Source organism: Candidatus Koribacter versatilis Ellin345 (assembly GCF_000014005.1).
GTDB classification, from domain to species: domain Bacteria; phylum Acidobacteriota; class Terriglobia; order Terriglobales; family Acidobacteriaceae; genus Korobacter; species Korobacter versatilis_A.
The window spans coordinates 833,448-849,078 of record NC_008009.1; the positions used below are offsets into that span (position 1 = coordinate 833,448).

14 protein-coding genes are annotated in these 15,631 nt (G+C 58.7%); 7 read left to right on the plus strand and 7 right to left on the minus strand.

Features of this window, described 5'->3' with window-relative positions; translation table 11 throughout:
- Window positions 1-123: 123 nt before the first annotated feature.
- The 4 genes from ACID345_RS03465 to ACID345_RS03480 all read left to right on the plus strand — a co-directional run bounded on the left by ACID345_RS03465 (window position 124) and on the right by ACID345_RS03480 (window position 3,683).
- Window positions 124-813 (plus strand): TonB family protein, encoded by a 690-nt coding sequence (locus ACID345_RS03465; protein ID WP_011521483.1) that lies wholly within the window; start codon window positions 124-126, stop codon window positions 811-813.
- Window positions 814-1,138: 325 nt separating this feature from the next.
- Window positions 1,139-1,510, plus strand: a complete 372-nt coding sequence (locus tag ACID345_RS03470; RefSeq protein WP_011521484.1) for a hypothetical protein — start codon at window positions 1,139-1,141, stop codon at window positions 1,508-1,510.
- A gap of 134 nt (window positions 1,511-1,644) precedes the next feature.
- Window positions 1,645-2,937: an APC family permease gene (locus ACID345_RS03475; protein ID WP_228370795.1), complete on the plus strand. Its 1,293-nt coding sequence runs from the start codon at window positions 1,645-1,647 to the stop codon at window positions 2,935-2,937.
- Window positions 2,934-3,683, plus strand: a complete 750-nt coding sequence (locus ACID345_RS03480) for an alpha/beta hydrolase family protein (RefSeq protein ID WP_011521486.1) — start codon at window positions 2,934-2,936, stop codon at window positions 3,681-3,683. Before ACID345_RS03475 ends, ACID345_RS03480 begins: the two co-directional genes overlap by 4 nt.
- On the opposite strand, the gene kynU is transcribed toward ACID345_RS03480, so the two are convergent.
- The 7 genes from kynU to ACID345_RS03515 all read right to left on the minus strand — a co-directional run bounded on the left by kynU (window position 3,680) and on the right by ACID345_RS03515 (window position 11,409).
- Window positions 3,680-4,954, minus strand: a complete 1,275-nt coding sequence (gene kynU / locus ACID345_RS03485) for a kynureninase (RefSeq protein ID WP_011521487.1) — start codon at window positions 4,952-4,954, stop codon at window positions 3,680-3,682. The two genes, ACID345_RS03480 and kynU, sit on opposite strands and share 4 nt — an antisense overlap.
- Entirely contained in the window at window positions 4,954-6,315 is a 1,362-nt protein-coding gene (locus ACID345_RS03490; protein WP_011521488.1) for an FAD-dependent oxidoreductase, read from the minus strand. The genes kynU and ACID345_RS03490 overlap by 1 nt, the downstream gene beginning before the upstream one ends.
- A 3-nt stretch (window positions 6,316-6,318) precedes the next feature.
- Window positions 6,319-8,208 carry a tryptophan 2,3-dioxygenase family protein gene (locus tag ACID345_RS26180; RefSeq protein WP_011521489.1) on the minus strand — a complete coding sequence of 630 codons (1,890 nt, stop codon included), beginning with the start codon at window positions 8,206-8,208 and terminating at the stop codon, window positions 6,319-6,321.
- A gap of 2 nt (window positions 8,209-8,210) precedes the next feature.
- Window positions 8,211-8,741, minus strand: coding sequence for a 3-hydroxyanthranilate 3,4-dioxygenase (locus tag ACID345_RS03500; RefSeq protein ID WP_011521490.1), 531 nt, complete (start codon window positions 8,739-8,741; stop codon window positions 8,211-8,213).
- A 9-nt stretch (window positions 8,742-8,750) separates the two neighbouring features.
- Complete coding sequence (locus ACID345_RS03505) at window positions 8,751-9,167, minus strand: RidA family protein (protein ID WP_011521491.1); 417 nt, start codon at window positions 9,165-9,167, stop codon at window positions 8,751-8,753.
- A 2-nt stretch (window positions 9,168-9,169) separates the two neighbouring features.
- Window positions 9,170-10,627 (minus strand): 2-hydroxymuconic semialdehyde dehydrogenase, encoded by a 1,458-nt coding sequence (locus ACID345_RS03510; protein ID WP_011521492.1) that lies wholly within the window; start codon window positions 10,625-10,627, stop codon window positions 9,170-9,172.
- 104 nt (window positions 10,628-10,731) lie between these two features.
- Window positions 10,732-11,409, minus strand: coding sequence for an alpha/beta fold hydrolase (locus tag ACID345_RS03515; protein WP_041855400.1), 678 nt, complete (start codon window positions 11,407-11,409; stop codon window positions 10,732-10,734).
- A gap of 128 nt (window positions 11,410-11,537) precedes the next feature.
- On the opposite strand from ACID345_RS03515, the gene ACID345_RS03520 reads away from it, so the two are divergent.
- The 3 genes from ACID345_RS03520 to ACID345_RS03530 all read left to right on the plus strand — a co-directional run bounded on the left by ACID345_RS03520 (window position 11,538) and on the right by ACID345_RS03530 (window position 15,611).
- Window positions 11,538-13,046 (plus strand): zinc ribbon domain-containing protein, encoded by a 1,509-nt coding sequence (locus ACID345_RS03520; RefSeq protein ID WP_011521494.1) that lies wholly within the window; start codon window positions 11,538-11,540, stop codon window positions 13,044-13,046.
- Between the two features lie 41 nt (window positions 13,047-13,087).
- Window positions 13,088-14,329 carry a threonine ammonia-lyase gene (locus tag ACID345_RS03525; protein ID WP_011521495.1) on the plus strand — a complete coding sequence of 414 codons (1,242 nt, stop codon included), beginning with the start codon at window positions 13,088-13,090 and terminating at the stop codon, window positions 14,327-14,329.
- Window positions 14,330-14,435: 106 nt separating this feature from the next.
- Window positions 14,436-15,611 (plus strand): type IV pilus twitching motility protein PilT, encoded by a 1,176-nt coding sequence (locus ACID345_RS03530; RefSeq protein WP_011521496.1) that lies wholly within the window; start codon window positions 14,436-14,438, stop codon window positions 15,609-15,611.
- The last annotated feature ends 20 nt before the right edge of the window (window positions 15,612-15,631 follow it).

The window sequence follows — 15,631 nt, forward strand, 5'->3', positions numbered from 1 at the left end:
GTCAGGTCAGCCCTGGCAAAAAGCGTTCGTCCCAAAACTCGGTGACAGCCGCACTCAGATGGCGTCTAATGAGCTAAGTGCTGTGGATGGAATGCGCTAACTCCCCTAGGTGTGGAACGGTCTATGTTCGAACCAGTACCGGAATCGCCGTTTCGCCGGCGCCCATGGGTTCTTGTAACCTCCATGGCTGCCCATTGCCTAGTGCTGTTCCTGATGCTCCGCGCCCCCACTCCCGAAATTGTCAAAGTCCATCAGTTGCGCCAGGGCGACGGCGGAAAATCGTTCGCGCGTCTCTACCTGCAAAGCGACAACCTCAACGACATTGCGAGCGAAGCGAAATCATCGAACAAAAAAGTCACCGAACAGAACATCCGCTCCAAGCAACTCGACAACCCCAGTAAGTCACTTCAGCTTAAGCTCGAAAAGCACGAACGCCTGATCGCATCGACCGCGAACAACGACGCTACCGGAGCCGGAAAGAACCGTGCCGCTGCGACCGCCGGATCCACTTACGGCTCGCTTTACTCGGGTGACCTCACTGGACCTGAAGTCCGTCCCGCTCTGTGGATCTCCGGGCCCAATCCCGCTGTCGCTGCGAGCGAGTTCGCGGAAGGCCTCGAAGGCAGCGTGATCGTCGAGATCACGATTGATGACGAGGGCAACGTTGTCGCGACACATCTAATTCAAGGCCTCTCCGGCCCTGTGGATGGTCGCGTGATTGAAGCCTTGCAAATGGCGCACTTCATTCCGGCCAAACGCAACGGCGTTTCGATTCCTTCCAAACAAGACGTGTACTACCACTTTCCTCGCTAAACATTTCCGAGGGATGAACACAGGGATAAATTGCTGTTCATTCGCGGACGATTTCCTCCAGCGCCGAACACAGCACTCGTCCCACTTCATTTGCGATCATCACTGGACCCGCATATTCATTGGTGATTTCGTAGTCCCTTCGTTTGGCATCACGCGTGATTAACAGAAATACGTGGAACTAACACACGATTTCTGACGTATCGGTAAACGAGGTTGGGCTGGAACCTCTACGCCCGACACGCAAGGGAAAAGGGCAGTCCTTTGCATTCCTAAACGCAGTTCGAAGTCCCGCTCGCCGAGCGCGAGCCTATCTAAAGAGGGGTGTATGAAGCAGGTTCAGAAAATCGCTTTACTGATGATCACAATGTTCCTGGCGATCGCTGCCTTCGCCGGAACCGATAAGAGTTCGGTTGACCTCACGCTCAACCACAAGGCCGTGGTGAATGGCACTACGCTCGAGCCGGGCGACTACAAAGTTGTCCTCGAGCGCCAGGGTGACACCGTCCAGGCAACTTTCCGCAGCGGTCGTAAGACAGTCGCTACCAGCAGCGGCCACTTCGAGCAGCGCGCCGCCTTTCCCGCGGACGTCGCCGTGGTTGTCGGCGAAAGCGATCGCTCCATGCAGCAGTTGCTCGTGAAGAAGATGAACGGCGCAGTGGTATTTGACAATGGCGGTGCTTCCGCCGCAGGTCACTAGAGTTTTTTCGCAAACTAGCTCTCCGCTAGACTAGGCGCGGCGAAGCGGTAACTTCGCCGCCTTTTTCTTTTCTGCCCGCCTCGCGTACAATTCCGCACCAACGCCGCGAGGTCTCTCTGCCGCTTACGCGATCTATTGGAACCTGGGGACTCACCGCCCTGGTGGTGAATACCATCATCGGCAGCGGCATCTTCGGCATCCCCACCCCCTTAAATGCCGTTGTCGGCCGTGCCAGTCCCCTCGCCATGGTGATGGCTGGCCTTGGGATCGGGCTCATGATGGCCTGTGCCGCCGAGGTCAGTTCACGTTTCACTGAACCCGGCGGGGCCTACCTGTACGCCCGTACTGCGTTCGGCCGCTTTGTCGGCATACAGATCGGATGGTTCTCCTGGCTCGCACCCATGGGCACCAGCGCTGCTGCTTCGAATCTCTTTACCAGCTATCTCGCTGCATATTTTCCCTTCGCGGGGACAGCTCTGGGTCGCGCCGCGGTAATCACCACGTTGTTCGCGTTTCTCGCACTCGCAAATTGTGTGGGCGTGAAAGTCGGCGCAAACCTCAGCAGCGTGTTCACCATTGCCAAGATCCTGCCCTTGCTGTTGCTGATCGTTCTCGGATTGCTCTATTTTGCGCATCATCCACAGACGTTTGCACAGGCACAGCCCGCGCCGGCAGGCATTTCGCCATGGATTGACGCGATGCTGCTGCTCTCTTTCGCCTACGGTGGCTTCGAAAACGCTATTCTCCCAGCCGGCGAAGTGAAAAATCCGCGTCAAACATTTCCCATTGCGCTTGCCGCCGGACTGCTGCTTTGCATCGCGATCTACTCGCTCGTACAGTTCGTTTCGGTCGCAACCATCGGCACCGCCCCGGCGGAACGCCCACTCGCGTCGGCGGCTGAATTGCTGCTTGGAACCGGTGGCGCGGCGTTCATTACCGTCGCTGCGATGATCTCCACCTTCGGCCATCTTTCCGCTGTCCAACTCGCCACACCCCGCCTGACCTATTCTCTCGCCGAACGTCACGACTTCCCGTCCGTCTTCGCACGCGTGCATCCGCGCTTTCAAACGCCTTACATTTCAATCATGATCTTCAGTGCCATCACCTGCGTTCTCGCGCTGAGTGGCACATTTCGCTGGGCCATCGCGATGGCCTCAGGCGCACTCATCGTCATCTACGCCAGTATCTGCGCCAGCCTGATTCGCCTTCGCCGCATGCACGGCGACGAAGCTCTGTTGGGCATTCCTTTCGGTCCCGCGATCGCCTGCCTTTGCATCGGCTTCGGACTCGTGCTGCTTGCTCGTCTCACGCTCCGCGAAGGCTTTCTCCTGCTCGTGACCTTCGCCATCGCAACCCTGCACTGGCTCGTCGTTCGTAATCGCGCGTATCCGCAAGCAATTATTTCGGAAGCAGGTTCTGCCTCATGACCCGCGACCTGCTTTCCATTCCGCCAGTTCCCGCGGATCGCCGAGTGCTGTACGGTGACGATCCAAACCAGTTCTTCGATCTCTATCTGCCCGACGCACCGCACGCCGTCGCCATGGTGATTCACGGCGGCTTCTGGCGCGCGAAGTACGATCTGCTCCATGTGAGCCACATGTGTTCGGTGCTCGCCAAGAGCGGCGTTGCGGTGGCCAGTCTCGAATATCGTCGGGTGGGAAATTCCGGCGGTGGCTGGCCCGGATCGTACAACGATGTTCGTGCGGGGTTTGCCGCGATCCGCAAGCATTTCGGAGAGAACTTGAAGTACGTAGCTATCGGCCACTCTGCTGGCGGCCACCTTGCGCTACGTCTCGCGGTTGATGAGCCAACGCTCTCGGGGGTCGCGGCGCTTGCTCCCGTTGCCGTATTGAAGACCGCCTATGAAATGAACCTCAGCAACGGTGCTGTTGAGGAGTTTCTTGGCGGCTCACCCGCAGAGATTCCCGGCATCTACGCGTCCGCCTGTCCCTCGCAGCATCCATCCACCGTGCAGCGCATCCTCCTCCACGGCGATCTCGACACCGACGTCCCCATCGCAATCAGCAAGGAATTTGAAGCCGCCCGTCAGAACGACAGCGGCACCGTCTGGTTCATGAAGCTCGAAGAAACCGAGCACATGGACCTCATCGACCCGGAATCGCGCGCCTGGCCGATCGTTCACATGGACATCGAATCGCTGATTGATGGTTAATTCAGATTGGCCACAAATCGCTGCACAAACCGATAACAATCCCGATACGAGCAATACAGCGGCACCGGCGCCACCCGCAAGATATCCGGTTCGCGCCAATCGCAGAGCGCGCCTTCTTCCACAAGCCTGTCGCAAACTGAGCGATTGCCGGCTGCGACGCGAATTGACAACTGCGCGCCACGCCGCTCCGGCTCCCGAGGCGTGATGATCTCGAACCTCGCCGACTTCTGCTGATCGAGCAGGAACTCCAGGTATCCGGTGAGCGCAATGCTCCGCTGCCGCAGCTTCCCGATCCCCGCTTCATCGAAGATTTCCATTGACGCTCGCAGTGCCGCCATCGTCAGGATCGATGGATTGCTCAACTGCCATCCCTCCGCGCCCGCCATCGGATGAAACTCTGGCCCCATCTTGAAGCGCGTTTCCTGATCGTGTCCCCACCATCCCGCAAACCGCGGAAGCTCGAAGTCGCGCGCGTAGCGCTCGTGCACGAAGCATCCGCCAATACAGCCGGGCCCGCCGTTCAGGTACTTGTAGCTGCACCATGCGGCCCAATCCACATCCCACTCGTGTAGCTTGAGCTCAAGATTTCCCGCTGCATGCGCGCAGTCGAACGCCACCACGCATCCTTGTGCGTGACCCGCCTTCGTGATCTCCGCCATGTCGAAGGCCTGCCCGGTCGCGTAATTCACGCCGCCAAGCAAGATCAGCGCTATCGACTGTCCTTCACGCTCGATCAACTCGAGGATGTCCTCATCCCTCATTGTCGCCTCGCCTACTCGCGGACAAAGCTCGAGTAACGAACTTGCCGGATCGAAGCCGTGGAACTTGATCTGCGACTGTACCGCATACTGGTCCGACGGGAAGGCACTGCCTTCGATGAGAATGTTGTGCCGCTCCCTCGTAGGTCGATAAAACGACACCATCATTAGGTGCAGGTTCACCGTCAGGGAATTCATCACCACGACTTCGCTCGGCTGCGCGCATACCAATCGCGCCGTCTGTTCCGTCAGCAGTCGGTGATACGGCATCCACGGATGCTTTCCGCGAAAATGCCCTTCCACACCGAGCGTCTCCCAATCCTTCAATTCCTGCTCGAGGTATGCCCGTACCGTCTTCGGCTGCAGCCCAAGGGAGTGCCCCACCAGATACACAGACGCCGATCCATCCGGAGCCGGTGGGATATGAAACCGCCCGCGAAACCGCGACATCGGATCGCGCGCATCCATTTCGATTGCGAAATTCTCGGTGGTGTCGAACGCAGCGGCCGCCACTATGCATCCTCCAATGGCGTCAGATTGCGATGGACGAGTTCATCCGCTCGCTGCCAATCGAGATCTTCAATTTTCGCGATAGGGTCGCAGAGCTCAGACAAAATGCGGTCTTGAATACGCCCCCGCGATTCCGCAACCGAGTACGGAACGCGATGAAACGTGACCATGGCGTACTTTGGCACAAACAGTCCGGGGAACTTGGCTTCCAGCGCCAGTTCTACCTTCTTCTTGAACAGGAAGCGCGAATCGCCGACCTTGTCGCGCATCTCCACAAAGTTTTCGATCGCCATATCCGCGATCGCGTCGGTATTCACCTTGCGCGCCGCTCCAAATTCGCGAAACACGACCGGCCAATTTGGCCCGTATCGGTCGAGCAAGCCAAGCAGCACGGTGCAGTCTTCGAACGAACAATTCAATCCCTGCCCAAAGAACGGCACGATCGCATGCGCTGCATCTCCGAGCAGCAGCGCTCGGCTCCCGTGGCTCCAGGGCGAACACTTCACCGTCACCATGGCCCCAACCGGATTCGCGAAGAAATTCTCCGCGAGTCTCGGCATCAGAGCCATCGCGTCGGGGAAGTTCTCTTCGAAGAATTTCACGATGTCGCTATTGTTCTGCAGCAGTTGAAAGCTGTTCTTGCCTTCGAACGGCAGAAAGAGAATGCAGCCGAACGTGCCGTCAATGTTCGGCAGCGCAATCAGCATGAACGATCCGCGCGGCCAGATGTGCAGCGCGTGCGTCTCCATCGCGTGCTTGCCGTCCGAATTTGGCGGGATCGTCAACTCTTTGTAGCCGTAATCAAGATATTGCTGCGAGAAGTTGAATCGCTGCAGCTTCAAAAAATCCCTGCGCACTGCCGACACTGCACCGTCCGCGCCGATTACCAGTTCTGAGTTCACGGTCTTCCGTTCATCCGTCTCTTCGTCGCGAAAATAGACCGCACGTTCGCGAAGGTCGAAGTGGGTGCAGCGCTGGTTGAAGTGGATTGTGATGCCTTGTGCCTCGGCCGCATCCATCAGCGCGATGTTCAGGTCTGCGCGCGACACCGAGTTGATGACCTCGGTCTCGTCCTTGCCGTACGGCTGAAACGTCAGCGCGCCATTGAGCGCGTGCATCATTCGCCCGCGCATCGGGATGATAATCTTTTCGATCTGCGGCCAAACGCCGATCTCGCGCAGCGCGTAAATGCCACGCGTCGACAACGCGAGATTGATCGAGCGTCCCGCGCTGATATGTACCTTGCGCATGTCCGGACGCCGCTCATACAGCTCGACATCGAGCCCGCGCTTCTTCAGCGAAATCGCCAGCAGCGGCCCGGCAAGCCCTGAACCGACTATCGTGATTTTCTCTTTCGACGCCATTGTCTATTCGGCTTTGCGCAGCATCGTTCGCGCTTCCCACAGCTCGGGAAAAAACGTCTTGTCGAGCGTCAGCCGCAAATAGGATGCGCCCGTGCTTCCGCCGGTTCCCATCTTCAGACCAATGGTGCGCTCCACCATCTGGATGTGCCGCAGCCGCCAACTCACGACCAGTTCGTCGAATTCCGTCAGCCGCTCGCATACGTCGATCCAATCGCGGAAGTGCTTCTCGTCTTCATAAACATCGCGAATCGCGAATGCCCGCGCCTCGAAACGATCGCGATCCGTTGCGTCCGGGGCATACGCCGGCAATTTACCGAGCGCCCGCAGCGCATCGAAGAGCACATCGTGCAGCGATGGTTCGTGAAGGCGCTTCACCAATTCCGCGTGTTCCTTCGGCTCGGGCTCATGAACCCGCATCAGCTTCTCGTCGCGCAGCCCGCAGAGAAATTCAATCTGCCGGAACTGCTGCGACTGGAAACCACTCGCCGGTTCTAATTTGTCACGGAAGGCGAGAAAATGGGTCGGAAGCATCGTTTCGAGGATCGTGAACTGGCTCACCAGCACCCGCAGTACTTCAGTGCATCGCCGCAACAATCGCGCCGCCTCGTAAACTTCATCTCGCGCCCGCGGATCACGTGCCACCGCCTGCAAACAACGGACCACCGCCTCGAGATCGTGCAGCAGTTCCTTGAACCACAACTCGTAGGTCTGATGAATCACGATGAAAAGCAATTCATCATGCCGAGGTGGTTCGGACTGCAGTTGCTGAAGCGAGAGTAACTCAGGGATCTTCAAATACGACCCGTATGTCAGCTTATGCTCGTCACCCGCACCGTTCCCGTGCGCCACCGGACATCCGCTGGAACTGCGAGCTTCAACCGGTGCGGTGCTCTCCGCTTCAACCTTCAGCCCCAGGAATCTCGCCGCATTTGCATTCAGCAGCTTCTTCTTTGCCGAACCGTCGATCTTGCAAGTCCGAATCAATTTACCGATTCGCTCTTCTCCCAACGGAAACGGATAATCGGATCCCAGCACGACTTGGTCTTCTCCCATCGTGCTGATCAGGAAGCACAGAGCCTCCTCGTCGTACACCGCGGAATCCACATAAAACCGGTTCACGTATCTGCGCGGCGGAAGTTCCGACTTTCCGCGTGCCACCGGATGATGCGACCACGCGTTCTCCATGCGTCCAAGCAGGAACGCGAAGCTGCCGCCCCCATGCGCGAAGCAGATGCGCAGGTTCTCCGGCAATCGATCGAACGCCCCGCTCAAGATCATCGTCACGATGCCAAGCTGAGTCTCCGCCGGCATCGCGACCGTCCACGGCGCCATGTAATTCGGCATGCGATCGCGCGCCATCATGTCCCACGGATGCACCAACACCGCTGCGCCGACGCTCGCGCAATGATGTAGGAACGTCTCGATCCCGGCGTCGTCGAGGTTCTTCTCGCCAACATGATTGCCAATCTGCACGCCAAGGTGCCCGTCCTTAATCGCCCGATCGAGTTCCGCGCATGCGAGATCAATGTCTTGTAGCGGCACCTGGCAAAGTGCCTTCAGTCGTCCCGGCGCGCGTGCACACAACTCCAACGCAGCGTCGTTGAAAATCTTCGCGCACTCCAGAGCCTGGTCCGCCGGACGGTCGTACGCAAACAGCACCGGCGTCGCCGAGATGATCTGCAGGTCTACGCCATCGCGATCCATCTCCGCCAAGCGGACGTCCATGTCCCAACATGCCGAGTAGATTTTCCGAAACTCACGGTCGCCGAGCATGATCGTCGCCTTGCCCGGTTCCGTATGCTTGATCCACGGCCAGTCCGGCGTGCCGAATTTCGCGGCAAGGTCCGGCCAGCTCTCCGGAAAGAAATGATTGTGAATGTCGATCGTCTGCATGTTTACTGCTTGCCCGGATGCACCGTGCCGCAATGCTTGCAGCGGCGTAACTCTTCGTTGGAATAGAACTGTTCAAACAGCGGTGGCAGATCTTTCACAATGCTCTTCAGCTTCACTTCCGCGCGATGCACCAGTTGATGGCAATTCGGGCAATACCACTCGAACGCGTCCACCGTGCCCTCGGGTCGCGGCATCTCCACCACCATGCCGATCGTATTCGGCCCGCGTTGCGGCGAGTGACGCATGTGCTTCGGCAGCAGGAACACTTCACCCTCGCGGATAGGGATCTCCACCGGCGGCTTGCCAACTTCCTCAATCACGCGCAGCTTGATGTCGCCCTGCAATTGGTAGAAGAATTCTTCCGTCGGATCGTCATGGAAATCGCGCCGCTGGTTCGGTCCGCCGACCACTGTCACCATGAACTCGCCGTCGTCCCAAACCTGCGCATTACCGACCGGCGGTTTCAGCTTCTCCTTGTTCTGCTCGATCCAACCGTGCAGGTTGAAGGCCTTCAGCGTCTTGATTGACGGCATCGTTTCCTCTTATTTCGCGAGCGGTTTGTATGCCACCGCGCGGATTTCAATCAGCAAGTGCGGATGCGGCAATTGATGCACGGCTACAGTTGTCCGCGCCGGCCCATCGTAGTCAAAGAACTCACCGTACACTTCGTTATATCCCGCGAAGTCGTTCATGTTCACGAGATACGTCGTCACTTCGGCTACGTCTTTCAGCGTTGCGTCGGCACTCGCCAGGATGTCGCGCACGTTCTCAATCACCGCGCGCGTCTGCTCACGGATGTCGAGTCGCGTTGTTCCCAGCGCATCCACTTCCGCGCCTGCGATCGAATTATCGGCGCGCCGCGAACTCGTTCCCGACACAAACAGAAAGTCTCCCGCGCGCTTGATGTGCGGATATTTACCGCGTGGCTTGGCTCGACCTTTCAGGACTTTGCTTTCCATCGTTACTCGGTCCGAATGCAGATGTTGTTCAACTCGGAATAGAAATTCAGCGAGTGCATCCCGCCCTCGCGCCCAATTCCCGATAGCCCAACTCCGCCGAATGGCGTGCGCAAATCGCGCAGGAACCAGCAATTCACCCACGTGATGCCTGCATTCATCTGCGGCGCCACGCGGTGCGCCCTCTGCAAATCACTCGTCCAAATTGAAGCCGCCAAACCATACCGCGTATCGTTCGCCAGCGCCACTGCTTCTTCTTCGGAATCGAACGGTGCAACGTGGCACACCGGTCCGAAGATTTCTTCTTTCACGCAGCGCGCCGATTCCTTCAGTCCCGTGAAGATCGTTGGCTGTACATAGAAGCCGCTATCGCGGCCATCACCAAACGTCGGCACGCCACCGCCGATTACGACAGTTGCGCCCTCTTCGCGCGCCAGGTCGAAATAAGACAGAACTTTCTCGCGATGCACCTTCGAAATCAGAGGCCCCATCGATGTAGCCGGTTCCATCGGCCATCCCAGGTCATAACTCTTCGCGCGCTCCGTCAGAGCCGCGACAAACCTATCGAAGATTCGTCTTTCCACGTACACGCGCTCTGCACACAGACAAACCTGGCCGGTGTTGAGGAACACCGCATCACTCATGCCCGCGATGGTCGCGTCGAAATCACAGTCAGCAAAAATGACGGCGGCATTCTTGCCGCCCAACTCAAACGAAACCGGCTTCACGGTCGGCGCGCAAGCCCGCATAATAGAGGCGCCCGTCTGCGACTCCCCCGTAAAAGTCACCGCGTTCACGCCCGGATGGCTGACCAGAAACTCACCCGCCGAGTTTGGCCCGAACCCGTGCACCACGTTATAGACGCCATCGGGTACGCCCGCTTCCTGCATCACTTCCGCTAGCAGTGTCGCGGTCGCTGGCGTCTCTTCCGACGGCTTCACCACCACCGCGTTTCCGCACGCCAGTGCCGGAGCCACCTTCCACGTCAGTAGCAGCAGCGGCAAGTTCCACGGAGTCACGATCCCAACTACACCAATCGGCTTGCGCACGGTGTAATTCAGCGCGCGGCGACCGTCCGGCAATTCGGTCTCGAACGCTTCCAGCCCCGCGATTTTGATCACATCAGCAAACACTCGAAAGTTCGCGGCGGCGCGTGGCACATCCAGTCGGGAGGCCAGCGATAAGGGCTTGCCCGTGTCTGCGACCTCCGCCTGTACAAAGCAGTCAAAGCGCTTCTCAATTCCTTCCGCAATCTTGTAGAGAACAGTCGCTCGACCACGCGCGCCGAGTTTGCCCCACTCCCCATGCAGCGCCTTGCGCGCCGCAGCAACAGCTTCGTCCACCATCTCGGCTGACGCTTCCGTCACGGTGGCAGCAACACTTCCATCTGCGGGATTAATGTCCGCAAACCCCCGTTTGCCGGGCACGAAGCGTCCGCCAATGTAGCTGTGCAGCGACTTCAAAATGAGAACCCCTGATTGCGAGAAGCACCGGAATCTGGCTGCGAGATGCGCTGTTAAGAAATGTTATCAGCGTCGGAAGGCGAGTGCCACTTGCAGCACTTGGGCTATTTCGCTTTCGAGGCCGAATGTTCCTGCCAGAATTTCCAGGTCTCAGCGTTGATCTCATCCGCGAAGGCAAAGTAATCGTGGTCTGCCTTCGGCAGCTCACGATAATGCAGCGTGTACCCGCGAGCTTGCAGCATCTTCTGCGTCCTTCTCGTTTGCGCAATCGGGTACACGCGGTCCGCATCACCGATGTAAAGCGCGACCGGCACCTTGCGCTTTGCCTGGTCGAATATCGACGCATATTGATCTTCAACGCCATTGGCAAAAATCGCGCCGCCGGCGTAGGACTCCGCATCGAGCGTGATCACATCGAATGCGAGGTAGCCGCCCATCGAATAGCCGAAGACGTAGACCTTCTTGGCATCGAACTTCGCGTGCGTCAGCGCGTCATCAAGCACGCAATGGAATACTGCAGGTGCGACGCCTTCAAACTTCTCATCCCGAGGCAGCGAAGGTGCGATCAGCGCAATCCCATTCTTTTTTGCGAAAGCTGCCCACGCTTCGATCATCGAATCGGGGCTGCCCCCAGCGCCGTGCAGCAGAAGAATCGCCGGTTGCATTTCGTACCCGGTACTGAATAGAACATAGTCGTAATGCGCCCCTTTGCAGTTCGCCTTGACGTGTGAAACGTCCGCGGCGAGAGCCGCAATTGGCAGGGACGCAAGCAGACAGATCATTGAATTCCGCAACGAGAACACCGGCGCATTCTACCCTCACGCGAGCGACCTCGCATTTGCTAAGCTGGTTGCTTCGGCATTTCTTCCGCAGCGCGCTCCGGCGCGAATCCATTACAGGTACGAACCAAGTGGCAGACTTTCATGGCAGCTTCGAGTACGCCGGTCCGGACCGCGCCGTCCGGCAACAAGGCAATTGCCGCATTCAAATCGATCCCGAGCTATTCACTTGCTCGCCCGACCTCGGCACGCCCATCGTCTTCGATCTCGGCGACATTGACGCCATTCACACCGAACGTTTCACCATTCGCATTGCGCTCTACACCGGGTCAACTCTCACGCTGAATCAGCTCGGCCGCGACATGCAACCGCTGATCAGCGATCTCATGCCAAAGTTCCGCGACCGCATGGCGAAGTGCCTGCTTGTCGGCGATCTCGAAGAAGTAGATCGCTTCGAAGGTTCATTCCAACTGGAAAGCGTGGTTCAGAAGTGCCCGTCCTGCGGCGCCGCGACTACCTCATCGAAGTTCTGTCCGTCGTGCGGCAAGCCGACGCATCCGGAAGAGACTGCGCCAATGCAATGCCCAGGTTGCGGCGCAAGTGTGCAGGGCAAGAACTTCTGCCCTGAGTGCGGCGGGGCGCTGCGAGCTAACACCGCCGTCGCGCCGCACGGAGGCCCCGCGCAGATCCGTCTCTACAAGAGCAACGTCGGCGTGCTCGCCACGGAATCCCAGAGCTTTCAATGGCGTCTCGCAGATCTTGATGCGGTCAAGGCCGATCCGAAGACCTACCAGGCCGTCCTCGAGATCGGCTGCACCGCACTACGCATCAACGAACTAGGCAAGCGTACTGAAGATTTCGCGCGAAAAGTCCGCGAGACTACCAGCGAACTCCTCGCCAATGGGTCGAAAGCGCTGCACACCGCGTTCCCGTTCCTCAATCCCGACCAGCTTCAGTCGGTAGCACAACTCCTGCGCGAAGGCAGTTCCGCCCCGGTCACGAAGCTCGACGCGATCCATCCGCAGATGAGCGCCGCGCTGGAGAAGAATGCTGTTGACGCTACCCTCAAGCCCTACTACGACGACCTCGTAAAGCGCACCGCCCCCGGCTTGCTCTACGCCGGCTTCAAAATCATTCGTCCCGAAGACGAAGACCTCGCCGCCCCGAAAGAAGAAGCGGCGCCCGAAGATCAGGCTCCCGGCGATGCCGATGGTGCTCCCGCTGCCGACGCCGCTGGCCCGGCTACTCTCTACTGGTTCTTTTTCCCGCTCTCCACAAAGCCCGGCAGCGCTGATCTTGCCAATGCCGTCGCGTGGGAAGCCAGCTCTGCCTCCGGCCGTGCCACCTACTTCTTCCGCCTCTTCGATCGCGCCGAGAAAGCCAGGTTGCAAGATCCTCTAGCTGTCGCCGATTCCATCCGTCGCCTCAACTCGGTCCTAGGCACGCTCAACTTCCGCCGCCGACCGATCTACCTCAGCGACGCCGAACTCAACACCGACCCTCGCTTCCATCGCTATGCCATCGCTGCGCGTCGCATCCCGGAGTTGCGCCAGGTGCGCGCCAGCCTGCTCGGGCGCGCCATCCACAGCAGCTTCGACGCATGGCAGACCCAGGTCGCCAACCTCCTCGATAAGGCATAAATCCGCTTCGTCGCCGCGTGGTTTTCTGTTACATCTTTAAGATGGCGACCCACACTCCGCATCGGCCCGCCGCGTCTGTAACGCTCGAATCCATCGAGCAGGCGCGCGCCCGCATTCGCGCCGATGTTTACTTCTCCCCCTGCAACCACTCGCACTCAATCTCCAAGATCGCCGGCCAGCGCGTATACCTGAAGCTCGAAAATCTCCAGATGACCGGTTCCTTCAAGGAACGTGGCGCGCTCAACAAAATTCTCACGCTCTCCAACGACGAGAAGCAGCGTGGCGTCATCGCAGCCAGCGCTGGCAATCACGCGCAAGGTGTCTCGTTCCACGCCACGCGCCATGGCATTCGCGCCCGCATCGTCATGCCGATGATGACGCCTTTGGTTAAAGTCAATGCCACGCGCGGCTACGGCGCCGAAGTCATCCTCCATGGCGCCGACTACGACGAAGCTTACGAAGAAGCTTGCCGCCTCGCCGCCCTCGAAGGCCTCGTATTCATTCATCCTTTTGACGATCCGCAGGTCATCGCCGGGCAGGGAACCATCGCGCTCGAATTGCTCGAGCAAGCGCCCGACATGGAAGCTGTCGTCGTGCCCATCGGCGGCGGAGGTCTTATCAGCGGCATCGCTTGCGCATTGAAATCCCTGCGTCCGGATATCCGCGTCATCGGCGTGCAGGCCGCGCGTATGCCTTCCATGCAAAGTGCATTGCAAGCGCACAAGGCGGTCACCATTGATTCGAACACCACTATCGCTGATGGCATCGCTGTCCGCCGATCCGGCGATCTCACTGTCCATCTCGTCGAAAGCTACGTCGACGAACTCGTCGTCGCCGAAGAAGAAGAAATTGCCAGCGGCATCCTCACCCTGCTCGAACGCGAGAAGACTCTCGCCGAAGGCGCCGGCGCCGCAGCAGTCGCCGCCCTGTTACACCACAAAACTTCGCTGAAAAATGAAAAGACCGTTGCCCTCGTTTGCGGCGGCAACATCGACGTCTCGTTGCTGGCCCGCATCATCCAGCGCGGTCTTGCCAAAGACGGCCGCCTCGTCCGGCTGCAGATCCATCTCTCCGATCGTCCCGGCTCGTTGCATCAACTTACGCGCCTACTTACCGTGCATCAGGCCAACATCGTCGAATTACACCATGACCGCACCTACTATGGCGTGAACCTCGGCGACACCATGATTGACGTCACCCTGGAGGCTCGCGGGGAGGAGCAGATCCAGCAGATCCTCCACGGCCTGCGGCAGGAGGGTTATAGGCATGAGCGCATTGTGTAAGCCGCTTTACAGTTGCGTAAATTCCCTCATAACTTCGGTTATCTGTGCTACTGTATGTCCCCCGAGCTAGCATTTCTCCAGTATTTTCTTGCTCGGGGTCTTCCAGATGTCTGCCTCTGAACCAGCGCTTTCGTCCGCACCTTCGCCATCGCCTACGCCGGTGTTTACCACCGATGAGATGCTCAGAACCATGCTGAAAGTCTCTGAAAAGGTCAGCGACCTGATCTTCTCGCCCGGGCGTGCTCCGCAGGTGGAACTGAACAGCGCTCTCGTCGCGGTGCCAGGATTGCCGACATTAATGCCCGTGGACACACGGCGAATCGCCGGCGATTTGATGGGTAATAACGAACAAGCGACAACTTCGTTGAGGGAGAAGGGTTCGGCCGATCTCTCCTATAGCCTTGCGCGTGAATCGCGATTCCGTGTGAACATCTTTTCGCAGCGCGGCAGTTACGCCATCGTGATGCGCGTCATCCCGCACAGCGTGCCCACATTCGAGCAGTTGAACCTGCCGCCACAACTGGCCGACATTACCAAGCTGATCAACGGCATCGTCCTGGTCACGGGCCCCACCGGATCAGGTAAGAGTTCCACCCTGGCGGCGATCATCAACAAGGTCAACTTGGAGAAGGCGTGGCACATCGTCACCATTGAGGATCCGATCGAGTTTCTTCACCCTCATAAGCAGTGCACCATTCACCAACGAGAGTTGCATAGCGACACGCCGAGCTTTGCCCTCGCTCTGCGCGCTGCGCTGCGCCAGGCGCCAAAGGTCATCCTGGTCGGCGAAATGCGCGATCGTGAAACCATGGAGATTGCACTCGAAGCCGCGGAAACCGGCCACCTCGTCATGTCAACTCTCCACACCACCGACGCCTCCAAAACCGTGGAGCGCATCATCGGCACCTTCCCGATTTCCGACCAGCACATTATTCGAATCCGCTTAGCGAAGAGTTTCCGCTACATCATTTCGCAGCGTCTTATGCCGAAGAAGGATAAGACCGGACGCGTGGCTGCCATCGAGATTCTCAAGTCCACCATCCGCACTCGCGAGTACGTAGAGAAAGGCGAGAACGAAGGCAAGACCTTGCTCGACGCCATGCGCGATGGCGACCTCGACGGCATGCAGTGTTTCGACGACGTGATCGAGCGCATGATCCGCGAAGGTGTGGTCGACATTGATACTGGCCTCGGATACTCCACCAACCCCGGCAACCTGCGCCTCCAGTTGGCGGACCTGATTGATGCTCAGCGCGCCGCGGAATCTGAATTCGAACCATAATCGCTCGTCGCGCACGCATC